Annotated in this window: 18 protein-coding genes, 1 rRNA gene and 3 pseudogenes; 9 read left to right on the top strand and 13 right to left on the bottom strand. The window is 42.6% G+C overall.

Features of this window, described 5'->3' with window-relative positions:
- Positions 1-171 precede the first annotated feature (171 nt).
- A 5S ribosomal RNA gene (gene rrf / locus Phpb_RS09930) occupies positions 172-287 on the top strand.
- 237 nt (positions 288-524) lie between these two features.
- On the opposite strand, the gene Phpb_RS09925 is transcribed toward rrf, so the two are convergent.
- The 4 genes and pseudogenes from Phpb_RS09925 to acs form a co-directional block, all read right to left on the bottom strand.
- Positions 525-2,108: a phosphoethanolamine transferase gene (locus tag Phpb_RS09925; protein WP_065390200.1), complete on the bottom strand. Its 1,584-nt coding sequence runs from the start codon at positions 2,106-2,108 to the stop codon at positions 525-527.
- 153 nt (positions 2,109-2,261) lie between these two features.
- The gene (actP, locus tag Phpb_RS09920) at positions 2,262-3,911 is read right to left on the bottom strand and encodes a cation/acetate symporter ActP (RefSeq protein WP_065390199.1); all 1,650 of its coding nucleotides are present in this window, start codon (positions 3,909-3,911) and stop codon (positions 2,262-2,264) included.
- Positions 3,912-4,079: 168 nt separating this feature from the next.
- A pseudogene (locus Phpb_RS09915) lies at positions 4,080-4,322 on the bottom strand (DUF485 domain-containing protein); the annotation flags it as partial.
- Positions 4,323-4,385: 63 nt separating this feature from the next.
- On the bottom strand, positions 4,386-6,341 hold the full coding sequence (gene acs / locus Phpb_RS09910) for an acetate--CoA ligase (protein ID WP_065390198.1): 1,956 nt from the start codon (positions 6,339-6,341) through the stop codon (positions 4,386-4,388).
- A 373-nt stretch (positions 6,342-6,714) separates the two neighbouring features.
- Here acs and sodA point away from each other — a divergent pair, with 373 nt between their 5' ends.
- The 5 genes and pseudogenes from sodA (at position 6,715) to Phpb_RS09890 (ending at position 9,715) form a co-directional block, all read left to right on the top strand.
- The gene (gene sodA, locus Phpb_RS09905; protein WP_065390197.1) at positions 6,715-7,341 is read left to right on the top strand and encodes a superoxide dismutase [Mn]; all 627 of its coding nucleotides are present in this window, start codon (positions 6,715-6,717) and stop codon (positions 7,339-7,341) included.
- Positions 7,342-7,459: 118 nt separating this feature from the next.
- Positions 7,460-8,131: a 6-hydroxyaminopurine reductase gene (gene yiiM / locus Phpb_RS09900; RefSeq protein WP_065390196.1), complete on the top strand. Its 672-nt coding sequence runs from the start codon at positions 7,460-7,462 to the stop codon at positions 8,129-8,131.
- A gap of 429 nt (positions 8,132-8,560) precedes the next feature.
- Positions 8,561-8,677 (top strand): annotated as a pseudogene (locus Phpb_RS27235) (type II toxin-antitoxin system RelE family toxin); the annotation flags it as partial.
- A 260-nt stretch (positions 8,678-8,937) separates the two neighbouring features.
- Positions 8,938-9,528, top strand: a complete 591-nt coding sequence (locus Phpb_RS09895; RefSeq protein ID WP_065390195.1) for an RNA polymerase factor sigma-70 — start codon at positions 8,938-8,940, stop codon at positions 9,526-9,528.
- On the top strand, positions 9,521-9,715 hold the full coding sequence (locus tag Phpb_RS09890) for an anti-sigma factor family protein (protein WP_065390194.1): 195 nt from the start codon (positions 9,521-9,523) through the stop codon (positions 9,713-9,715). Before Phpb_RS09895 ends, Phpb_RS09890 begins: the two co-directional genes overlap by 8 nt.
- Positions 9,716-9,730: 15 nt before the next feature.
- Here Phpb_RS09890 and Phpb_RS09885 read toward each other — a convergent pair whose 3' ends face one another.
- From Phpb_RS09885 to Phpb_RS09870, 4 genes are read right to left on the bottom strand one after another with little or no spacing between them, the layout of a single operon-like run.
- Positions 9,731-10,210 carry a DoxX family protein gene (locus tag Phpb_RS09885; protein WP_065390193.1) on the bottom strand — a complete coding sequence of 160 codons (480 nt, stop codon included), beginning with the start codon at positions 10,208-10,210 and terminating at the stop codon, positions 9,731-9,733.
- 1 nt (position 10,211) lies between these two features.
- A complete protein-coding gene (locus Phpb_RS09880; protein ID WP_065390192.1) occupies positions 10,212-10,961 on the bottom strand; it encodes an HvfC/BufC N-terminal domain-containing protein in 750 nt (249 codons plus the stop codon).
- Positions 10,930-11,853 carry an MNIO family bufferin maturase gene (gene bufB, locus Phpb_RS09875; protein WP_065390191.1) on the bottom strand — a complete coding sequence of 308 codons (924 nt, stop codon included), beginning with the start codon at positions 11,851-11,853 and terminating at the stop codon, positions 10,930-10,932. The genes Phpb_RS09880 and bufB overlap by 32 nt, the downstream gene beginning before the upstream one ends.
- A 27-nt stretch (positions 11,854-11,880) precedes the next feature.
- Positions 11,881-12,174 (bottom strand): BufA1 family periplasmic bufferin-type metallophore, encoded by a 294-nt coding sequence (locus tag Phpb_RS09870; RefSeq protein WP_065390190.1) that lies wholly within the window; start codon positions 12,172-12,174, stop codon positions 11,881-11,883.
- A gap of 707 nt (positions 12,175-12,881) precedes the next feature.
- Here Phpb_RS09870 and tssI point away from each other — a divergent pair.
- The 3 genes and pseudogenes from tssI to Phpb_RS23695 all read left to right on the top strand — a co-directional run.
- Positions 12,882-14,999, top strand: a complete 2,118-nt coding sequence (tssI, locus tag Phpb_RS09865; RefSeq protein ID WP_065390189.1) for a type VI secretion system tip protein TssI/VgrG — start codon at positions 12,882-12,884, stop codon at positions 14,997-14,999.
- A gap of 2 nt (positions 15,000-15,001) precedes the next feature.
- Positions 15,002-16,360, top strand: a complete 1,359-nt coding sequence (locus Phpb_RS09860) for a VRR-NUC domain-containing protein (RefSeq protein WP_065390188.1) — start codon at positions 15,002-15,004, stop codon at positions 16,358-16,360.
- Positions 16,361-16,374: 14 nt separating this feature from the next.
- Positions 16,375-16,629 (top strand): annotated as a pseudogene (locus tag Phpb_RS23695) (hypothetical protein); the annotation flags it as partial.
- 1,560 nt (positions 16,630-18,189) lie between these two features.
- Here Phpb_RS23695 and trpS read toward each other — a convergent pair.
- The 5 genes from trpS to Phpb_RS09830 form a co-directional block, all read right to left on the bottom strand.
- On the bottom strand, positions 18,190-19,227 hold the full coding sequence (gene trpS, locus Phpb_RS09850; protein ID WP_065390186.1) for a tryptophan--tRNA ligase: 1,038 nt from the start codon (positions 19,225-19,227) through the stop codon (positions 18,190-18,192).
- Positions 19,228-19,231: 4 nt separating this feature from the next.
- Positions 19,232-19,936 (bottom strand): phosphoglycolate phosphatase, encoded by a 705-nt coding sequence (locus Phpb_RS09845; protein ID WP_065390185.1) that lies wholly within the window; start codon positions 19,934-19,936, stop codon positions 19,232-19,234.
- Positions 19,926-20,606, bottom strand: coding sequence for a ribulose-phosphate 3-epimerase (gene rpe, locus Phpb_RS09840; protein WP_065390184.1), 681 nt, complete (start codon positions 20,604-20,606; stop codon positions 19,926-19,928). Before rpe ends, Phpb_RS09845 begins: the two co-directional genes overlap by 11 nt.
- A gap of 59 nt (positions 20,607-20,665) precedes the next feature.
- On the bottom strand, positions 20,666-21,478 hold the full coding sequence (gene dam, locus Phpb_RS09835; protein ID WP_065390183.1) for an adenine-specific DNA-methyltransferase: 813 nt from the start codon (positions 21,476-21,478) through the stop codon (positions 20,666-20,668).
- An 83-nt stretch (positions 21,479-21,561) separates the two neighbouring features.
- Complete coding sequence (locus Phpb_RS09830) at positions 21,562-22,497, bottom strand: SPOR domain-containing protein (protein WP_065390182.1); 936 nt, start codon at positions 22,495-22,497, stop codon at positions 21,562-21,564.
- Between the last annotated feature and the right edge of the window lie 147 nt (positions 22,498-22,644).

The raw sequence follows: 22,644 nt of genomic DNA, 5'->3' as shown, positions 1-22,644 counted from the left end.
TAATGAACCGAGCGGCTTAACCTTACAACGCCGAAGGGGTTTTGGCGTGCAGCAGGCCGATGTCAGAAGAGAGCGGCCGGAAGAGAGAGAAGTATTCAGCTTGTTCAGAGATTGGTTCCAATGGTTGTGGTGACGTAGGGTCAGACAAGGGTTGGAATAAAACGGAATATGCCTGGCGGCGATAGCGCGGTGGTCCCACCTGACCCCATGCCGAACTCAGCAGTGAAACGCCGTAGCGCCGATGGTAGTGTGGGGTCTCCCCATGTGAGAGTAGGACACTGCCAGGCTTTAAAAACAGTGGAAACCCTCAGCGCAGGCTGGGGGTTTTTGCGTATTAAGGTATGTATTATTTTGTTGTTTGCTTATATTGTTTAGTTGTCTGCTACTTTTATTTTTATTCTCAGGGCTATCTTAGCCATGATATCAACCATAAATACATTATTTATGGGAATAAGAAAACGTAAACCTACTCTCATTCAAGTCAGCCATATATTGTATATGATATTTGGATATTGGAATCCAAATCATTTACCTAAAGCTTTGATATCTTTCTCATCAGAAAGCTCGCTATATTTCATCAGGTTTTTATTACCATCGATCACCATTAGCTCTTTCTGTGATTTGAAACAGTTGCTTAATGGTGAACGGCAGTATTCTGGAGATTTATGATAAATACCTAGCCAACCACTGATAAGGTAATAATTATCTGAAGTTGAGAAAGGGGTATTTATTACACCAGTATGACGATATTTTGGATCGACATTATCGTTATACCAGATAAATAAAGGGATATTATAAGCCTCTTTTCGAGGATGACTAACTCCGTGGTGATAACGGATGTCACCGTTTTTATCTAAACGTTGTAATCCATGATCTGAAAAATAGAGAATAGATGCTTTATGATCTTTGATTTTATTAATAATTTTCTCTATTAGATGATCTGTATAAGTTATTGAGCTGTCATAGCAATTATCATCTTCGTTTGATGAGAAAGATATCAGTTTATTTTCGGGAAATCGGTTACAAGATGGCTCATGACTGCCATAGATATGCATAATAATAAATTTTTTACCTTTCTGTTTTAGTGCATCATCTAAATAGGGTAGTAATTCTTCATCATATCCAATATATTCATTCCATTTTTGGCTTTCAGCCATATTAGCAATAACTGTGATCAGGCTATTGCTTTTACCTGATCTTCCTTGGTTACTTATCCAAGTTGTCCTAAAACCTGCATCTTTAGCTAAAGATATAATATTATCAGCATAATGAACCTTATTTCTGAGTTGATATAGAGTAATATTAGAAAGCGAAATAGGTAAGGATAATATAGTAACTGGAGCTGGAGAAATAGCTTGATTGAATATCAACATATTTCTCTGCATCGTGTCTAATGTTGGTGTTGTGGTTTTGTTATAACCGTACAGAGACATATGATCTCTTCTTGCTGATTCTCCTATCAGCAATATGTAAATATCAATATCTTTATCTTCTTTTATATAATTAAAATTCACCTTAACAGAAGAAATATTTTTAATTTGTTGATTTTCATATATTGCTTTTACCATTGATGATGAGTTATAGAATGGTGTTCCCATTAAAAAGTGTTCTGATAGAATAATATCATCTGAATATTTCTTTCCTGAGATATAGTAGTTAACAGGCACTAACAAGCAGACAAAAATAAAAGCCCATAAACTGGATTTGAGTAATCTTTTGTCTATATTTTTTGATAGCCATATAATAGATAAAAGATATATTAACAACATGAAAATAAAGAAAAGTACATAGTATTTGTTGTAGGACAACATGCCGACAGCTTCATTGCTGTTTGTATTAATAAAAGTATTGGCAATAGTTGAAGAAAAACTTATTTGATGTTCATTAAAGAAGAAAAAAGATGTGGATATATTAAGAGACCACAGTAGAGAAATAAGTAAAACCAATGGCTTAAGATATTTATAACAATAAAAAAAAGCGTTAACACTCACTAGCAATAAACTCAGCAATATTATTTTTAACTTATACTCACCGGCCAAATCACTAGTGAAAATTACCGGTAGTAAAGAGAGAATCAAAATAATAATAATCGGCAATTTATTTCGCATATAGATTAATAGCTTAATTAATAAATTGAAATAAAAGAGTTAATCATTAACCTGAGAGTAAAACAAGAGGTTAACTTGTGAAATAGCTCTGAATTCAGGTGGCTTCTAATGAAAATACCTCTCCCGAAGGAGAGGCTGGACATAAAAACGTAATTAATGTGTTTTTCCTTGTGCGATACCGATGCCTGTTTGTGATCGAATAAACTGGATTCTAAATTGTTCTCTTTCCTGCATACCTTGTTGTGAATTATCGGTGATAGAAAATAGCCATGAACCAATAAAAGCGATGATCATTGAAAATAATGCTGGATATTCATAAGGATAGATTGGTTTCTCGTGACCGAGAATGCTAACCCAGATTGTTGGGCCGAGAATCATCAAAACTACCGCTGTAATTAATCCTAGCCAACCCCCAGCTAAGGCGCCACGGGTAGTGAGTTTACGCCAGTACATAGATAAAAGAATAATTGGGAAGTTACAGCTTGCAGCAATAGAAAATGCTAATCCAACCATGAAAGCTATATTCTGGTTTTCAAATAAAATACCTAATCCGATTGCGATAAATCCAAGTATCACAACTGTTATTTTTGATACTTTCAATTCATCTCGTTCATTGGCTTTACCGCGTTTAATGGCGTTTGCATATAGGTCATGTGATACCGCTGATGCGCCAGCCAGCGTTAGCCCCGCAACAACGGCTAGAATTGTGGCAAAGGCGACAGCAGAGATGAAACCTAGGAACAAGTTGCCTCCAACTGCATTAGCGAGATGAACGGCGGCCATGTTAGTCCCACCAATGAGCGTTCCTGTAGCATCTTTAAAGGAAGGGTTTGGGCTAACCAGTAAAATAGCACCGAAGCCTATGATAAAGGTCAGAATGTAAAAATAGCCAATAAAGCCAGTAGCATAGAAAACGCTTTTTCGTGCTTCTTTCGCATCACTTACAGTAAAGAAACGCATAATAATATGAGGTAAACCAGCAGTACCAAACATCAATGCCAGACCAAGAGAAAGTGCGGATATTGGGTCAGATACCAATCCTCCTGGACTCATGATGGCTTCACCTCTTGAATGAACAACAATGGCTTCTTTGAATAGCGTATTGAAATTGAAGTTTACTGTTTTCATGACCATAAGGGCCATAAAGGTGGCGCCAGCTAGTAATAGGATAGCTTTGATAATTTGTACCCAGGTTGTTGCTAGCATACCGCCAAACAGAACATAAAGTACCATAAGGATACCAACTAATACGACCGCTACATGGTAATTGAGCCCAAAAAGCAATTCGATAAGCTTACCTGCCCCAACCATTTGAGCGATAAGATAAAGAGCGACAACAAACAGCGAGCCAATTGCAGATAACGTACGGACTGGACGTTGCTGTAACCGGTAAGAAGCGACATCAGCAAAAGTATAGCGTCCAAGGTTTCTTAATCTTTCGGCAATCAGAAATAGGATAATAGGCCAGCCAATCAGGAAGCCGATAGAATAAATCAACCCATCATAACCAGAGGTATAGACTAGAGCGGAAATGCCGAGGAATGATGCTGCGGACATAAAATCTCCTGCAATTGCCATTCCATTTTGAAAACCTGTAATACGTCCACCTGCCGTGTAGTAATCAGTACGGGAGCGCGTTTTTTTTGAGGCCCAGTAAGTGATATAGAGTGTAAAACCAACAAACAGGACAAACATGATAATAGCCTGAACGTTGACAGGTTGTCTTTCTCCGGTTTCAGAGATTGCACTAGCCCAGGTGAGATGAGGAAATAGCATTATTGCTAATAACAGGAACTTTTTCATTTCTTTACCTCACTGAGAATTTGTGAGGTAAGGTGATCAAACTCGCTATTGGCTCTGATGACATAAATAACGTTTCGTAATTATGCTACACATAGCCTTCTTCAACCCATTGTTATACATAGAATTATGAGTGGTATAAGATGTAGCACTATTTTGAAATCTTATTTATAAGCCGGTTAAGATGAATGAAATAATAATTAAACCAATACCAACCGGTATTCCACGGGTAATACTGGAATCATTATAAAGGGGAGTACCTAGCCATTCGGGTGCAAATGCAATGAGAAAAATAAAACTGACATACAGAATTAATGTGATTATTGATAGCAACCATGCAAAACGTCCTCGCTTTTCAACCAATTCTTTAAAACGAGGGTTATTTTCGATCCCTTGGTAAATATCGTCATTCATCGGAATATATCCTCTTATATTTATTATATTTTGATTACAGCCGCCTTACGGCGGCATGATCTGTTACGAAATTCTCATTGTTTGTTTTTCTTCCAACAATTTTTCTACTACGCCTGGATCTGCTAGTGTTGAAATGTCTCCTAGATTGCTGGTATCGCCGGAGGCTATTTTGCGCAGGATACGACGCATAATTTTTCCTGAACGAGTTTTTGGTAAGGAGTCTGTCCAGTGTAGGATATCTGGTGTAGCAATCGGGCCGATTTCTTTACGTACCCAATTACGGACTTCTGTATATAATTCTGGAGAGGGTTCTTCACCGTGATTTAAGGTGACATAAGCGTAAATTGCCTGCCCTTTAATGTTATGCGGGGTACCTACGACAGCAGCTTCTGCAATTTTAGGATGGGAGACTAAAGCAGATTCAATTTCAGCAGTACCTAGACGATGGCCGGAAATATTCAACACATCATCAACACGGCCAGTTATCCAATAGTAGCCATCTTCATCACGGCGTGCGCCATCGCCACTGAAATACATTCCCTTAAAGGTAGAGAAATAGGTTTGTTCGAAACGGTCATGATCGCCAAATAGTGAGCGTGCTTGTCCTGGCCAGGAATCGGTAATAACTAAGTTTCCTTCACAAACCCCTTCTAGTAGTTCACCAAGATTGTCAACCAATGCAGGCTGAACGCCAAAGAAAGGTAGAGTTGCAGAACCTGCTTTTAGTTCGGTTGCGCCCGGCAGTGGTGTGATCATGAAGCCACCCGTTTCTGTTTGCCACCAGGTATCGACAATCGGGCAATTGCTGTTACCAATTTTCTGGTAATACCATTCCCAAGCTTCCGGATTAATCGGTTCGCCAACTGATCCCATAATACGCAGAGAAGTACGTTTTGTTCCTTCAATAGCTTTGTCACCTTCAGCCATCAGGGCTCGAATCGCTGTAGGTGCTGTGTACAGGATATTGACTTGATGTTTGTCAATAATCTGACTCAGACGGTTAACCGCAGGATAGTTTGGTACGCCTTCAAACATTAGAGTAATAGCGCCGTAGGAAAGGGGACCGTAGAGCAGGTAACTATGCCCGGTAACCCATCCCACATCTGCTGTGCACCAATAGACTTCCCCTGGCTGATAGTCGAATACATATTTAAATGTTAGAGATGCATATACAAGGTACCCTCCGGTGGTGTGCAGTACACCTTTAGGTTTACCGGTAGAGCCTGAGGTATAGAGAATAAATAGCGGGTCTTCTGCATTCATCTCTTCGACTGGGCAATCAGCACTAGCGTCTGCTACCAATTCATGCCACCAAAGGTCACGGCCAGATTGCCAGTGACTAATATTTCCAGTACGTTTAAAAACGATCACATTGGATACATTGACAACGGCTGCATTATTTAATGCGTCATCAACATTCTTTTTCAGGGGAATGGTGCGTCCGGCTCTCAATCCTTCATCGGCGGTAATGACCAATTTTGTGTTTGAATCGATGATGCGCCCGGATACGGCGTCGGGAGAAAAACCTGCAAAAATAACAGAGTGAATAGCACCAATGCGGGCACATGCCAACATGGCAACCGCTGCTTCTGGCACCATCGGCATGTAAACAGCAACAACATCGCCTTTTTTAATACCCAGATTTTTTAATACATTGGCAAACTGACATACATCATGGTGTAGTTCACGATAGGTTATTGCTTTGGATTCTGTCGGATCATCACCTTCCCAGATAATAGCAGTTTGATCGCCACGTTCTTTTAGATGACGATCGAGGCAATTTGCACTTAAGTTTAGTGTTCCATCTTCAAACCAGCGGATATTGATATGTCCAGGATCAAAAGAGGTATTTTTTACCTTGGTGTAAGGCTTAATCCAGTCAATAATTTTGCCTTTCTCACCCCAGAACCTTTCGGGATCTTGCAACGATAATTGGTAATCTTGTTGATATTGTTGTTTATTCATCAGGGCATGTTCTGCGATGGAGGCAGGAATAGGGTGCTTCATTATTTTGGTCATATAATATTCTCCTTACGAATGTTAATATTATGTCAAATCAAAGTTAACTAAAGTGTAAAGAGAATTTTTGTTTTTTTTTTGCGCGGAAGATCACGCAATAAAAAGAATATTTTTCACGTAATTGTCATTTAGTGTGGCGGGTTTCTTTAGGTTTAATTGCTAACCAAAAATAGTAATTCAAAATCCTAATCCAATAATAATGTTAAATATAGATAAATTGACTGATAAGTTGCTGAAACACAGTCATATAATAAAACCATAATGAGAATATGGTATTGATAAACATTTCCAATAATATTTAATTAACTATAATGATCACGTTGTTCACAAGGTGTGGACTTTGAACCATTCTTATATGACTGGAGTACATGATATGAGCTATTCATTACCTTCTCTTCCTTATTCTTATGAAGCTCTGGAACCTCATTTTGATAAGCAGACGATGGAAATTCACCATACCAAGCATCATCAGACTTACGTCAATAATACCAATAGTGCCTTGGAAGCTTTCCCAGAGCTGGCGGGACTGGGTATTGATGATCTGATTCAGCAATTAGATAAAATACCTGCTGATAAACGTACTTTTGTACGTAACAATGCTGGTGGACACGCTAACCATAGCTTGTTTTGGAAAGGTCTGAAATTAGGTACAACTCTGCAAGGTCCATTAAAAGACGCTATTGAACGTGATTTCGGTAGCATAGATTCTTTTAAAGAGAAATTTGAGCAGGCAGCGGCTACCCGTTTTGGTTCTGGTTGGGCTTGGCTAGTACTGAAAGATGATGGCAAGCTGGCGGTTGTATCGACTGCTAACCAAGATAGCCCATTAATGGGCGAAGCTATTTCTGGTGCATCTGGTTATCCGATTATTGGTCTGGATGTTTGGGAACATGCTTATTACTTACAGTACCAAAACCGTCGTCCTGACTATATTAAAGCATTCTGGAGCGTTGTTAACTGGGATGAAGCAGCAACACGTTATCAGGAAAAAGTGAAATAATTGGCTAAATAATTTCTCTTTTCTGCTATGCCGGCTGATATGACAGCCGGCATTTTTATTGGTTGAATGTTGGTTTATGATGGTGATGTCAGACTGATTTCAATAAGGAAAGTGAATTATGTATTGTCCGCAGGTATATACAGGTAAAATTGAAATATCAGGGAAACTTTCTGCTAGTGCAATTAATAAACGAATGGTTGATGGTAGCCTGAGTCTGACTTCTCTAGGATTGGAAGGTGATGAGCAGGCTGAAACCCGTATCCACGGTGGTCCTGATCGTGCACTTTGTCATTATCCTCGTGAACACTATGATTTCTGGAAACATCAATTTCCTGATCAAGAAGATTTTTTTATTGCTCCAGCGTTTGGTGAAAATATTTCCACAACGGGGTTGACTGAAGAAAATGTTTGTATTGGTGACATTTTCAGTTGGGGGGAGGCAATGATTCAGGTAACTCAGCCTCGTTCGCCTTGCTACAAACTTAACTGTCATTCTGGTATCAGCAATTTTTCTGCCATTATGCAGGAAAGTGGTCGTTGTGGCTGGCTTTATAGGATTATTGCCGCGGGAAATGTCAGCCCAGATGAGCCTCTTATTCTTGTTTCCCGTAATAGTGATGTTTTAATTAAGGAAGCGATAGCTATTGCTTTTAATATGCCATTTGACGAGGAGCAATATCGTCGGCTGATGAGTGCTGCTGGTTTATCTGCTAGTTGGAGCTTGACTATGCAAAAGCGGGTGATGTTTGGAAAGATTGAGGATTTTAACCGTAGGTTATTCAGAAAATAATAAAATGTGCACGTGATGAACGTGCACATTTTAGATTGCTGGTTTTTAACGTTGTTTTTATTCCTTTATTAACCTTACGATTTAGTGCTTTTTATTGACTTTTCTAAGTCCGATTTATCAGGTTAAATCATATGGACTATCTTTTTTATACCATTTAAAAACAAATGGTTATATAAAACTCTACTTATTTAAATGCGTTATCTGAAAGTGATAAAACAGTAGTAAGAAAAGCTGATAGACTTTTAGGTTAACCAATTACAGCGAAAAAAGAATAAAAACATTTAGCAGTATTAAAACCATTAAATAAATTGGTTTTGATTTTAATACTATTAGCATATCTATTATCCTTTTTGGTTTTAAACCTAAAATAAATCAAATAGAGGAAAAACGAGAAAACTTAAGTATCAGTTTAATGAAAATGGAAAAACCATTAGGTTCGCAAAAACTGTTCGTTTAAACGGTAATCTGGCAGGTTGTTTTAAAATAAAGTTACGCACATCTGGTTTTCGGTTGATTTATCAAGTGATTGATGAAGAAATCGTGATATAGGTTATTGTTGTTGGTAAACGTGAGGATGAGAAAGCCTATGAACTGTGCGTAAATGGAGCCACTGAGGTTGAACAAAAAAACAGGCGTATCTGGGGAAAAGGTTCTTCTCCTGCTGTACAAAAAACAGATTTAATTTAAAATTACGTTCGTTCCCCAAGCGGTCCCTAAGTCATGTGAGTGAATTTAAGCGATTCCACCAAAATAGTGTTTCGTAATACCCGGTTATCCCGAACAATCCTGTTGAGATAGAAACCACGATGTCCGATATCAGTAATCTGCTGCGGGATCCGCAGTTTTTTTCTACGCTGCATAAACAGATGTTGCAGTTTGCCAGCTTGCAGTTGAATGATTTTCATCAGGCGGAAGATGTTGTCCAAGAGGCGCTGGAAGGGGCGATGAAGAATGCCGCTTCTTTTGCCGGGCGAGCCGCCTGGAAGAGTTGGGTGTTTACGATCCTGCGCAACAAAATCTCGGACGCTTTGCGTATGCGTTATCGGCACAGCAACGTGCAATTGACTGATGATGTTGATGAGCAAAATTTCGAAGCGCTGTTTGATGAATCTGGTCACTGGCCGCGAAACGAGCATCCTCAGTGCTGGCATTTACCGGATGAGGCGGCCGAGCAGGAACAATTCTGGACGGTTTTTGAGCTTTGTCTGACTCAGTTGCCAACGCAAAACGCCCGGGCATTTATGATGCGCGAATTTATTGGTCTTGAGACTCAGGAGATTTGTCAGGAAATGGCGCTTTCTGTCAGCAACCTGAATGTGATGCTCTGGCGTGCGCGTATGCGTTTACGCGAATGTTTGTCACAACGTTGGTTTTCCCAGGAGGGTAAATATGCTTAGTTGTTATCAAGCTACGCGCCTGATGTCTCAGGCGCTGGATGAAAAAATCGTGCTTTCCCAACATGTTCAGCTAATGCTGCATTTGCGAATATGCGGTGGGTGCCGAAACGTCAGACAACAGCTTGCCGACCTGCGCACTATCACTTCCGCATTCGCTCGTGGCGAAACGAGAATCAAAATAAAGTAACGTAGGGAGGGGGAATCAGGTACGATGGCGGTAAATCAGGCGATCAAGCGAAAACCTCCCGCCGCCATACGTCACCAGATACAACTGAGCCGTCAGCCAGGTAGCGTGAACAGGCCAGGCATCTGGATAAACAAATATCTGAATCACCATCGTCATCACCATTAATGCTAGCGCGGAGAAGCGTGTCGCTAATCCGACAATCAGCAGCAGCGGAAATAAGTGTTCTGCGGTCGCCGCCATGACAGCGGCAACATCGGGTGGTAGCAGAGGAAGCTGGTACTCGTTGGTAAAGAGCGACACGGAGCTGTCGGTAACGTGCGGAATCCCTAATTGCCAGGGTGTGCGTGTCTCCAGAATATCTATGTTTAATCCCACCACTTTGCTTTGGCCCGACAGCCAGAATGTTGCGGCAAGGCTAATGCGTGCCAGAAGGGGGATAACACTTTCCTGCGCAATGTGTTGCCCTTTTAACACTAATGTTTTGAGTAATGCCATCTTAGCGCTCCGTGTTGCTATATAGAGAAAGGATCAGTTCGTAATGCCGCATGCGTTGTAAAACCGGCTGAGGCTCAAAAGTTGTATCTTCCCCGGCGGCAATCTCCAGGGCTTCGGTAAGACACCGACCAGACTGGAGCATGGCAACAAACTGTATTTCCGCACGGCTGAGCAACATTATTCGCACGTCGTCGTCAACGCGGCACAGTAGCATATGTTCCGGCTGGAATGGGTCCAGTACCATCTCGTTTTCACTTTGTTGGTGTGAGGCCCACAGGTTGAAAACGGCATAATCTGAACTGAAAATCCGTACAGAGGGATGGAGAACCATCCGCAACTGTGAGGGATCGTCAACAGGGGCCGCTTCTGTCGTTTGTACGGTAGGGTCCGCCGCGTGCAGTGATTCAATAAACAACATTTCCAGCCGGGTGAGATCGCTCAGCCAGGGCCAGTCGGCCAACGGCTGAAACGTCGCAATCCAGTCCGGCAATTGCGCGCCATAGCCTGCCAAAACAGGAGAAGAAGGCGGTTGTTGACGTATAAATTCCGCCGCCATCGCACGGAAAAAGCACTCTCCGAGCTGGGCGACAAGGACGGGGCAGTTTTCGGCCAGTGCGTCAATCAGCGACGTTATGACATTATTACGATAAACCGCAAAACGTACCGCTGGATCGCTACCGTTCCAGGCTGTCAGCCCTTCTGGCACTATGAGGTCGGGGTCAAGAAGGGCTTGATACAGTTGTTGTTGCATTTTTCGTGCTCTCCGTAATGTAACGCTGGGCATGGTTGGCTTCATTCAGCAACACGTCTAATGGTGGAATATTGCTGTCCCATTCGATAAGGGTGGCGATCGGCCCTGTTTCATGCAGGGTCTTGTTATAGAGATCCCAGACAGGCTCGGTCACATGACTGTTGTGTGAATCAATCAGCAGCAGGTCGTTTGCTCCATCGCGGCTTTCCGTATAGCCCGCCAGATGAATTTCACCGACACGGTGAAGTGGCAGCTCGAATAGCATCTGCCGTGGGCAGCGATTATGGTTGACGCCACTGATATAGAGATTGTTCACGTCCAGCAGTAGTCCGCATCCGGTGCGGCGTATCACCTCGGAAATAAAGTCAGTCTCGCTCATGGTTGAGGAGCTGAACTCGATGTAGGTGGACGGGTTTTCCAGCAGAATGGGGCGACGCAGTGCATTCTGTACCTGATCGATGTGTTCGCAGACCCGCGTCAGCGTGACGTCGGTATAAGGCAGCGGCAGCAGATCATTGAGAAATAGATCGTTGTGCGTCGACCAGGCAAGGTGTTCAGAAAAAACGGCCGGCTGGTAGCGTTCAACCAGCGCGGCGACACGTTGTAAATGGGTCTGATTCAGAGGATTTTCTCCTCCGATGGACAGGCCCACTCCATGAATAGAGAGCGGATAATCTTGGCGAATGGCGGTCAATGCCTGGTGAAACGGACCACCCGCGACCAGATAATTTTCCGCGTGAATTTCAAAAAAACCAATGTCGGGTTTATCGCGCAGGATAGCGCGAAAATGCTCCGGCTTTAACCCAATCCCTGTTCTGGCCGGGAGCCTATTTAGCATGAGACAGTCAGGAGCATCACGAGAGACGCTGTGTGAGGGTAAAGAAATTGTCATCGTATGAGCTCCTGTCTGATGCCGGAATTACACTTCTTTAAACGCGTCTAGTTGACCAAAACCGGTCGGAGAGGTTGGAGACTTCATTTTTACGCAAGAACCCGCCGGTACCATTTTCCAGGCATTACCCTGATAATCCTTTTTTGAGGTACCAGCACAGGTGGTGCCTGCTCCTGCTTTACAGTCATTTTTCCCTTTCAGAGAAACGCCATAGCATTTCTCCATTTTGCTGCCGGAATCCGCCATTGCTAAAGTGCTTCCCGTAATAAATACGCTGCCTAAAGCCAGGGCCAGTAATGCTTTTGTCGTTTGCTTAGTCATAGGACGTTCCTTTTATATTTGTGTCGAAAGTGAATACTGCTTTGCTGAAACAAGCATTTGCTTCACTCAATTAGTCGCACTACACATTAATTTCTTACAGTGAATATGATAAAAAAATGATTTTTTTATAGTTAGTTGATTCTTAATGGTTTATTTTTGTGAATTAGATATTGATCTGTACAATAAATAGTCTTTTTTTAGCAAAAACCGCCGTAAACCCTTGCCCAGTGAGAGGATGTCGCAAAAAGCCAGCATTGAAAATAAACCCGCAGAGATTTATTGCCTGTTATTGGGAGTGACGACCCATGACAGGTTAAATTTTTCGATTGAAAAAGGAGCTATTGAGCGATTTATTAATCAAAGAATTCAATATGAAAAATCGGAATTGATGGCGATTAATTAGCCATTTTTCGTGACATTAATCACATTCTCTTCATATTCATCTGATAAATATCGTGAGCTTGGGGTCATAATATTGAGAGAGCGAAATGCTCTGTTATTTGTCTCCACTCCATCCTACTTAGCTGGACGCGGTCTGTTGTTCTCTCTAACGCCACGTATTAAATGATGGCTATTTTACGCTGTCGTTTTTTTACCGCGGTAACAGACCGGCGCTATTTAAAAGAGCCGCCTGTCATGGCTCGTTTAATGGCTTCCTGCGTTATCCCCATCTCAGGATAACGGTTCAGTTATGTAAGGTTTCAAATATGGATGGATTAGTTTTCACCTGCCGAATTGGCGCACTGCCCCAAACCACCTTTCAGGTCTCGCAATTTACTTTACAGGAAGCGCTGTCACAGCTTTATCGCCTGACGATAAAAGTGGTGAGCTCACGTGATGACATTCCCCTGAATGAACAACTGGGGGACTGCGCGTCACTGACCATTACCCGCAATGGCGTCACCGAACGGACCATTAATGGTTTAATCACCGGGGTTGAACAGGATAATACCGATGGCCGTCGCACTGTTTATATTTTCACTGTCCGCCCCACAATGTGGCTGATGACGCTCAATCAGGACAGCCGTATTTTCCATCGACAGTCGGTACCAGAAATCTTAGCGATCCTGCTGAAAGAGCATCGTATTTTATTTACCCGCGGTACGCTTTATAAACGCCATGTCGAACGGGAATACACCACGCAAAAACGCGAATCCGCCTATGATTTTTGGTGCCGGCTGGCGGCGGAAGAGGGCATTGTCTTCTGGTTTGATGAAAAACAGCTGTTGTTCTGTGATTGCTATCTGGGCATGCGGGCGGGTATCGATCTGACTTACAATACGCACCCTGAAACGGACGAGACAGACACCACCGCATACCAGTGGAGCTATGGCGAATACCTGTGTTCGAACGGCACTGTCCAGAAAGATCGTAACTTTCTTAACCCCAACTACGCACTTGAACACCGGGAGACCACCGACGATAGCGGACACCATTCGGTGTTTGAAAGTTACGGCCGTTTCCAGTGGGACGCGGAAGGAAAACCGTTTACCCAACTGCGGCTGGAACAGTTACAAAACTACAGCAAAGTCGGTACCGCCAAAACCAACTGTATCCTGCTTCGTCCGGGCAAAATTTTTACCCTGCAATCCCATCCCATAGAGGCCATGAACGACCGCTGGCAGGTGCTGTCTGTCACGCATTATGGGCAGCAACCTATCGCGTCAAACGACGGCGGCGAAGGGACCACCCTGACCAACGAGGTCGCCTTTATTCCCGGGCGACAGGACTGGCGACCCCCTTACCGCTACAAACCGCTGGCGGACGGTGATGAAGTCGCCACGGTGGTCGGGCCGGGAAGCGAAGAGATTTATGTGAACGAACACGGCGCGATACGGATTCATTTCCACTGGAACCGTTACGATAAAGCGGACGACCTCGCGTCTTGCTGGGTACGGGTGGCCCAGGGCTGGAACGGCAACGGTTTCGGTTTTATGGCGATACCGCGCGTCGGGCAGGAGGTGATCGTCAGCTATCTCAACGGCGATATCGACCGCCCGATTGTGACGGGGTGTACTTACAATGGCCTCAATCGTCCGCCGCTTGATTTACCGCTGGAGAAAACCCGTACCACCTTTAAAACCCGAACTCGTGGAGGACAGGGATTTAATGAACTGCGTTTTGAGGATGAAAGAGGCAGCGAGGAAGTGTTTATTCATGCTCAACGGAATATGAAAACGCAGATCCTCTGGGATAAAACCATGCACATAGGCCATGACCAGCAAACAGACGTGGCGCATAACCGCGCGGCGATCATTAAAAACGATGATGATGAAACCGTTCAGGGCTGCCAGACGCTTGACGTCGGTCAAAATCAAACCGTGACCATTAAAGGCCAGCAAGTCATTTCCGTTGGTAAAAGCCATCAATTAAACATTGAAGATAACCAGCAAATTACCGTGGGTAAACATCTCACGGTGCACTCGGAAAGCGGGCAAATCATTATTGGGAACGCGGGCGGACAGATAGTCATTGATCCGATGGGGAATATCCGTATCGAAGGGGTCAGCATCACCATGACCGACCATGTGACAGGAAGAAAATCCGCTGACGCACTGTTTGACTACTCCGCACGCTATACCCTGCTCAGTGAACAGAGCGGTAAACCCCTGGCGCATACCCGCTACACCATTACCACCGCTGGCGGTCAGACCCTTTCCGGTAAAACCGATGCGCTGGGCAGAACGATGACTGTACGGAGTGAGGCCGAAGAAAATCTGCAACTGAGTTCACCAGAAACCACCCCACCGAAACCGAAGCAAACCTTATACGAGATCAGTGATAACACGCCGCTAGAGCATGTTATGGAATTTATGGAGAAATAAGTATGGCAATATCCAACAGCGGTAAGATGTGCCCGGCTGTCACCTCAATTAATTGCACGATGGAAATAGGGGTCTTTCCCGCCGATGAAGATCCCTGTTATCTGGCAAGAAAAGCTGAATACGCCCTGCGTCTGCCGGCAATAATTTTCACTAAACAGGGCACTATTCGCTTTCTTAAACAGATTGTCATGAGCGGATTAATCAAAGTGGAAGAGTATAAACATGATTTCCTGTGGCCTTATAAAGCGGAAGTGGTGTTTGCTATCAGAGCGGCTAAAGACGTTCCTCTGCCCATGCTGGCGACCAGTCAAATTTCGAAACAGCGTTATGGCGATAATTTACCGCAATCCAGCAATCCGTTTGCCCAGTCTTCTGCCGACGATGCGGAAAAGTTTGGGGTTGTTGGTATCCGTCGACCCGATATTATTCTGGTTAAAGAGGAAGCTCTTCGCTGGCCGGGTAGAAACGCCACCTACTTTGATGGCTCTGTGCACCCTGATAATCTGAAAATGTTGATTGAGGTGAAATTTCCGGGGGATGAGCTAAGTAGAGATCAAGAAAAAGATTATATCCAGATTGCTACCCGTGATCGTTTTGGCGTAATGCGAGTCAGCGATAGTCGTACAGAAGAGCAAAAACAGTACGATGAAGCGTGGCGAAAACTTTATCAGCCCGGTTCCCAACACTATAAAAACCCGATACCACTGGCCCCGCTGCCACCCGGTTCTCCTCCTGATGAGGAAGCTTTACCCGCTCCTCCCGCAGAGGGTGTGCCGGGGACTATTCCGCAGCCGCTGACCAAAAAACTCCCGCTGGTCAGTACCTCCCCGTGGTCTTTTTTAGCTAGTTATGAAGACTGGGTAATCCTCGGGCAGGAGGTGGCTGGTCTGACAGAACAGGGACTGGATTATATCCGTAACAGTACCCGCGAACTCCTTGCCCAGTTTGGTACCTGGTTCAATCAAGCCGGCAAGTGGGTGTGTGAAGAGATTATTGACCCGATAAGCCATCAGGTCAGCTACGCGTTTTCCTGGGTCAGTGAACAAACGGGAAAAATCGTGACCTGGACTGAAAGTGAGATAAAAGCCCGCTGGCAGACGGTGCAACAGGGTTCAGACATCACCCTGGAAGAGCTCAAAAACATCAGCTGGATGCAAATATTGAAAAAAGTAGGTGAAGAGATGCTGGAAGTGGTGGTGATTATTGCCGAAGTTGCCGTCGTTATCTTTGTCACCCTTGCCGTCGCTGCCGCGCTGATTGCACTGGTGGAAATTTTAGCCGCTGCTGCTGCGGTAAGCACCGCCGCGTTAGCCGCTGTTTTGGCAATATTGGCGAGTGTGACATTCGCCACCGCTTCATAATTAACGGAGAGAATATGGATACTTCAGATTACTTTGCCCAGTTAAGATCACAACTGACCTCTTTTCTTTTTAGCAATGCCGATGAACTGACTGTTTCCCGCCTGGGTCTCTCGATTACCCTGTTTTTTAAACAGGGCTACACTCAGGAGAAAAAACAGCGCATTCTGGCCTGTTATCGCCGCTTTCGCGAAGAGTTTGGTACTCATCTGCGTTTTCACAGTCATTCATTAAAGGGGTTAAGCAAATATTCCCCGGAAAATATTATTAAGAAGGTGCCCCGGTGTTTTATCCCGCCTGTAAACAGACCAGCGCGATTGCGGAAGGTTCTGACTTGTTCAATATACAAGATACCTGTCGCGCTGGAGGGACACCTTGTTAATTGTGGTTGCCCGACCGGCGCTTGTCGATTACAGGTACGGTCATAACTATCCAATGCTAAAACCTTTAATTAAAATACCCATAAAACCAGAGCAAGTTTAAAACTGTGATTAAAAGTTATTTTTTTAACGTATGATTTTAATCGGTATCTGGTTTTAACCGTTTTTTATCTTTTGGCTATATGCTTTTTGCGAAATTTAAACATTATGGTATATCGTGGTTTTACATTTAAACGAACGTTAATCATATCCGATTTATTTTGACTGACATGGTTTTACCAATATTGTTTTACTGGCCATTCTGCGGGTTTTTATAAATCATTCCCCTTTATTTTTTTCTTTATAAATCACTAATCAATAGCTTGATAGTGTAAAAATATCGTTAATGTTTTTCAGGATAACTCTTTTTTAGCATTTAAATTCGGTTAAATTAATCGTTTTATCTCTTTTTTTATCGCATTATTTATTGATTTATTTGTAAAGTAATGGTGAGAAAACACTTTAGCGTTAATCTATTCTATTAATATTATTTTACCTGATTATTGCTTTTCAACTCTTGGTTAATGGTGAGTGAATTGCGACTAAATGTCATTAATCACGTTACTGAAAATTTTGATTTATTGGGTTAAATCAGTCTGTTGAATGAAATATTTAATCTCTATTCTTTTGTGTTTTTAAATAGTCATAGTTGGTTAGGTAAATATAAAATAAGTGAAGAGTAGTATTGTCGATAAATGTTTAAACATAGTAATGAATAGCTTGTTTTTAGTCACCCTATACCTTTTAAAAAGCTGGTATTAATGAGGTGCTTATTGTCTTAATCCTTAGTTGATTAATCACCGATAAAATGAAAAGGTAAGTAAAAAAACAATATTAAAAACATGGTAAGCTTGAGCAGTAGTTTTCATTCTGAGGGATTGTTTGTTTTTAATTTTAAATCTGCTTAATAAATGATTTTTATTGCTTGATTGTAGTGAGTTTAATGGTTTTTACATTTTCTGAATCGTATTTAACCTCATTGTTTTCATTAAACTGATATTTAGGTTTTCTCCTTTTTCTGTATTTGACTTTTTAGATTTAAAACCAGTGGGGGGCAGAGCTGTTAATGGTATTAAGATTAACGCCCATTTCTTTAATCATTTTTAATGTTGCTAAATCTTTTTGCTTTTTTGGGTTAATCTAAATGCCTCTTGGTTTTATACAATGATAATTTCTGATTTTTCGTAAACTGGTTGCAGTCAGGCAAAATCTTTTATTTAAGAAAATTGGTTTAATGTGGTTAATACTGTCATTTTGTCACCTTATTTAATCGATTTAAAACCCGTTTTTCCTGATGTTTTCTCTTCCAATGTCAGCATGACATCGGGCTTTTTACCCGCTTTTAAAAATCCTTAATCAATTCTTTTTACTTTTAATGAATGTGCACGTAGTGAACGTGCACATTTTATCGATTTAAGGATGGGCGATAAAGCCAACAGCTTCGTATACTTTATCCAGAGTAATCTGAGCGCGGGCTTTCGCTTTCGCCGCACCTTCCGCCATGATTTTATTCAGCAGGGCTTCATTGTTACGGAAATGATGGAAACGCTCTTGTAATTCAGTCAGCATACCGGAAACGGCATCAGCGACCGCACTTTTTAGATGACCATACATTTGGCCTTCAAATTCTGCTTCCAGTTCAGGAATAGTTTTGCTAGTAACACCCGCGAGGATATCTAATAAGTTAGAAACCCCCGGTTTTTGTTCCAGATCGTAGCGAACACAGGGTGGCTCTTCTGAATCTGTGACGGCGCGTTTTATCTTTTTAGCGGCTGATTTTGGATCTTCCAACAAAGCGATAACGTTGTTGCGATTATCATCTGACTTGGACATTTTCTTTTCTGGGTCTTGAAGAGCCATAACCCGGGCGCCACCGGTTGGGATAAACGGCTCCGGTACAGTGAAGATATCGCCATAGATGGCATTAAATCGTTGAGCGATATCACGGCTTAATTCAAGATGTTGTTTCTGATCGATACCTACTGGAACTTGGTTTGTTTGGTATACTAAGATATCCGCAGCCATCAGTACCGGATAGTCAAACAAGCCTGCATTAATGTTTTCGGCATGGCGGGCTGATTTGTCTTTAAACTGAGTCATGCGGCTGAGTTCACCGAAATAGGTATAACAGTTTAGAACCCAGCTTAATTGGGCGTGTTGTGGGACATGAGATTGGACAAAAATAGTACTTTTCTCTGGGTCGATGCCACAAGCCAGGTAGAGCGCCAGTGTATCCAGAGTGCGTTTTCTCAACTCTTTTGGGTCCTGGCGGACTGTGATTGCATGTTGGTCTACAATGCAATAGATGCAGTCGTAATCATCTTGCATTTTAACCCACTGACGTAACGCCCCCATGTAGTTACCGATGGTTAATTCACCGGAAGGTTGCGCGCCGCTGAATACAATAGGTTTTTGGGAGTTTAGTGTTTCAGATACAGTGGGTTCATTCATTTTATTATGCTTCCTGAAGTTTTAAAGATGGGAGTCCAATTGTGGATAGCAGATCCGAAAAATCCGTTAGTATGCAATCTGGATTGCTTAATGCAATAGATTCACCGTAGTTATATCCATAAGTTAAACCAACACAAGGGCAACCCGCCGCTTGTGCCGCCAAAATATCATTACGGGAATCACCGACAAAGAGCAGTTCTTCCTTACGCAGTCCGAATGTGCCCATTGTTAAATAAATAGGTGCCGGATGAGGTTTTTTCTCTTTAACATCATCACCACCTAACACTAGTGAAAAATACTCACTAATGCTTAAAGAAGCCAGCAGAGGAGCAATGAAAGGTGTTGGCTTATTGGTAATAATACCCATTGGCAAGTTGTGTTTTGCCAGTTCAGCCAATGTAGCTTTGACTTCCGGGAACAGTTGGCTGCCTGTTGTTACGGTTGTTTCATAGAAACGGTCAAACAGCTCGCGGGTTTCTTTATGCAGTTGCGTAGTCAATTTGACGTTGGCCCATGTCAACGCTCGTTCGACCATAATGTCTGCGCCATTGCCTACCCAGGCGGCAACGCGCTCTTTTCCCGCAGCAGGGAGACCTTTGGTTAACAGCGCTTGATCCAATGCATCAGCCAAACCACCGGCGCTGTCTACCAGTGTGCCGTCCAGATCAAAGGCGATAGCACGAATACCTTTTAATACTTTACTTGCCATGAGATACCTTTGACAATTCACTACGCATATTATCAATAACAGTTTTGTAATCTGGTTGACTGAAAATGGCTGAACCAGCAACAAACATATCTGCTCCCGCGGTTGCCGCCGCGGCGATATTGCTAGCTTTAATACCACCGTCTACCTCAAGACGAATATCATAACCGCTTTCATTAATGATTTTACGAACCTGACGCAGCTTCTCTAGTGTTCTAGGGATAAAAGATTGGCCACCGAAACCGGGATTTACCGACATCAATAGAATAATATCCAGCTTATCCAAGACATAATCAAGATAACTCAATGGAGTTGCAGGATTGAATACCAAACCAGCTTTACAACCATGCTCTTTGATGAGTTGTAAACTGCGGTCAATATGCTCACTGGTTTCCGGGTGGAAGGTAATGTAAGTCGCCCCGGCTTTGGCAAAATCAGGGATAATGCGGTCAACCGGTTTTACCATCAAATGGACATCAATTGGCGCAGTGATGCCATAATCCCGCAGAGCTTGGCAAACCATAGGTCCAATAGTCAGGTTAGGGACATAATGGTTGTCCATAACATCAAAATGAACAACGTCAGCCCCTGCTGCCAGCACCTTAGAGGTATCTTCACCCAGTCGCGCAAAATTTGCAGATAAAATGGATGGGGCAATCAGAAAATCTTTCATTATCTTCTCCAAATCGTTTCTATCATCCCTTAATTGCCAGGCAAAAGGGGGTGGATAAATCAGCGATATAGTGCCAAGAGTTCGTCTACCTTACTGCGGGCAAGGATATTCCTACTGATAGTACGACGTGCTTTGACAATATGAAGTGAAGCTTGATAGTACCATTTTCGTGTCATTGGCGTATCGTGGTTGGATATCAAAACAGGAATTGCACGTTCTGATGATAACTTAAATGCAATATTTGCCAGATTTTCTTGATCTGCAATGTTAAAACTATTGGTGTGATACGCCGTAAAGTTTGCTGTTGCTGACAAAGGCGCGTAGGGAGGATCGCAATAGATAACCGAGCCTTTATGTGCTTTGTTCAACGTGTATTGATAGTGCTCACAGATAAAAGTCGCATTTTGGGCTTTTTCAGCAAACCAGTGTAATTCTTCTTCAGGAAAGTAGGGCTTTTTATAACGGCCAAAAGGTACGTTAAATTTACCATGAGAATTATAACGACAGAGGCCGTTGTAACAATGGCGATTGAGGTAAAGGAATAACACGCTGCGATAGAACGGGTCTGTGCTTTGGTTAAATTGCTCCCGTAACTGATAAAAATGTTCGGCTGTATTGTATTCTTGGGTAAACAGAGGGCGTGTGTGGACGATAAACTCATTAGCCCTGAGTTTTACTGTGTTGTACAGGTTAATCAGGTCGCTGTTGATATCAGCGAGGATATAAGAATCGTAGTCTGTGTTCAAAAAGACAGAACCTGCGCCAACAAATGGCTCTATCAGACAACTACCGGCTGGCAGATGACGTTTGATGTCATCTACCAACGGGTATTTTCCACCGGCCCATTTTAAGAAAGCGCGTTTTTTTTTCATGCTGTCAATAATTACTCAATCATTCCAGAGCCGCAGATTGTACTCTGTTTAGGACAGCATATCAGCGCCTAATAAGTATTGTTTTATTTTCTTAGGTCTTGCTGCACTTGCCGCATCGTTCTGACCCAAGGTTTTTTCGCCTGAATTTCGGCCGGTAGAGATGAAACAGCCCGTTTGGCTTCAGAAACGGAACGGTAATCTCCATGAATTAAAATAAACCAAATTTTTCCATTACGTTTAGTTTCATAAACTTTGTAATGGGTAAGACTATACTTTTTAGCAAAAGCGGTCAGTGTATCTGAGCGGCTGGCACTACTTAATTGCAAAGTGTAGTGGTTTGCCGGGGTTTGCAATAGATCACTACTAGTGCTGCTGACCTCATGGTTTTTACTGCTAGTATGATTTGTCGATGGTTTTGATTTAGTCGGTGTTTCTGGTTTCAGCGGACGGATATTTTCCGATTTCTGTTGTATCACTGGCGGCGGTGTTACTGTCTGTTGTTGGGCTTGATTCAGATTTTGCACCGCATGATTTATATTACTTTGTTGTTGAGTCAATGCGTCAGGAATATTTCCTGGTAATTCAATGTGCTGATTTTGGGTTTCGCCATTGCTAGTTTGAGGCTGATGAGGTTGAGTTGCGGTACCACTGACAGGGGGAACATGGATTTCCTGTGGCCTGTTAATTGTATTTGTGGTGTTACTCTCTGATGTGATGGATTGATTATTATCGTTGTTGGATGATGAACCTGATAAATCAATATTCTTCTCGGCAACATTTGGCGATTGCTGTTTTTCATGTTCAGTTGGGGCTTTTAAGGCAGAACTGATAGCAATAATCAGCAGTACCAGCACTAAAATCCCAATGCCGAGCATCATTTGCTGACGTGAAATCGCAAATTTAGGTTTGTTTAATGGCTGACGCGAGCGTGAAGGACGGCGATCTGAGGTATCTGGCCTAAACTCACTATTTGCTCTTTGATCCGCTTTTTGTTCATTTTCTGATTTGAATTCGTCCATATAGCCCTCCAAACAGAGCCAATACTGCCAATTGCAATTGAAGCCAGTCCGGTCGGCTGACTTTACTAAGATAGAAATTTGTCTGATAGAATTGTTATTTTATGACACAACAATCAGATGTATGCAAAAAAACATTTAATTTAATGC

The organism is Photorhabdus namnaonensis (genome assembly GCF_001684335.1).
Lineage (GTDB): Bacteria > Pseudomonadota > Gammaproteobacteria > Enterobacterales > Enterobacteriaceae > Photorhabdus > Photorhabdus namnaonensis.
The sequence above is the reverse complement of the archived record's forward strand: the minus strand, read 5'-3'. Positions and strand labels throughout refer to the sequence as shown.

Bases quoted from the DNA above. Each gene is read 5' to 3' on its own strand.
- dam (WP_065390183.1), bottom strand. From the start codon at position 21,478: ATGAAAAAAAAACGCGCTTTCTTAAAATGGGCCGGTGGAAAATACCCG.
- yiiM (WP_065390196.1), top strand. From the start codon at position 7,460: ATGTATTGTCCGCAGGTATATACAGGTAAAATTGAAATATCAGGGAAA.
- Phpb_RS09925 (WP_065390200.1), bottom strand. From the start codon at position 2,108: ATGCGAAATAAATTGCCGATTATTATTATTTTGATTCTCTCTTTACTA.
- Phpb_RS09895 (WP_065390195.1), top strand. From the start codon at position 8,938: ATGTCCGATATCAGTAATCTGCTGCGGGATCCGCAGTTTTTTTCTACG.
- sodA (WP_065390197.1), top strand. From the start codon at position 6,715: ATGAGCTATTCATTACCTTCTCTTCCTTATTCTTATGAAGCTCTGGAA.
- Phpb_RS09860 (WP_065390188.1), top strand. From the start codon at position 15,002: ATGGCAATATCCAACAGCGGTAAGATGTGCCCGGCTGTCACCTCAATT.
- Phpb_RS09870 (WP_065390190.1), bottom strand. From the start codon at position 12,174: ATGACTAAGCAAACGACAAAAGCATTACTGGCCCTGGCTTTAGGCAGC.
- bufB (WP_065390191.1), bottom strand. From the start codon at position 11,853: ATGACAATTTCTTTACCCTCACACAGCGTCTCTCGTGATGCTCCTGAC.
- Phpb_RS09830 (WP_065390182.1), bottom strand. From the start codon at position 22,497: ATGGACGAATTCAAATCAGAAAATGAACAAAAAGCGGATCAAAGAGCA.
- Phpb_RS09880 (WP_065390192.1), bottom strand. From the start codon at position 10,961: ATGCAACAACAACTGTATCAAGCCCTTCTTGACCCCGACCTCATAGTG.
- rpe (WP_065390184.1), bottom strand. From the start codon at position 20,606: ATGAAAGATTTTCTGATTGCCCCATCCATTTTATCTGCAAATTTTGCG.
- Phpb_RS09845 (WP_065390185.1), bottom strand. From the start codon at position 19,936: ATGGCAAGTAAAGTATTAAAAGGTATTCGTGCTATCGCCTTTGATCTG.
- Phpb_RS09890 (WP_065390194.1), top strand. From the start codon at position 9,521: ATGCTTAGTTGTTATCAAGCTACGCGCCTGATGTCTCAGGCGCTGGAT.
- actP (WP_065390199.1), bottom strand. From the start codon at position 3,911: ATGAAAAAGTTCCTGTTATTAGCAATAATGCTATTTCCTCATCTCACC.
- tssI (WP_065390189.1), top strand. From the start codon at position 12,882: ATGGATGGATTAGTTTTCACCTGCCGAATTGGCGCACTGCCCCAAACC.
- trpS (WP_065390186.1), bottom strand. From the start codon at position 19,227: ATGAATGAACCCACTGTATCTGAAACACTAAACTCCCAAAAACCTATT.
- Phpb_RS09885 (WP_065390193.1), bottom strand. From the start codon at position 10,210: ATGGCATTACTCAAAACATTAGTGTTAAAAGGGCAACACATTGCGCAG.
- acs (WP_065390198.1), bottom strand. From the start codon at position 6,341: ATGACCAAAATAATGAAGCACCCTATTCCTGCCTCCATCGCAGAACAT.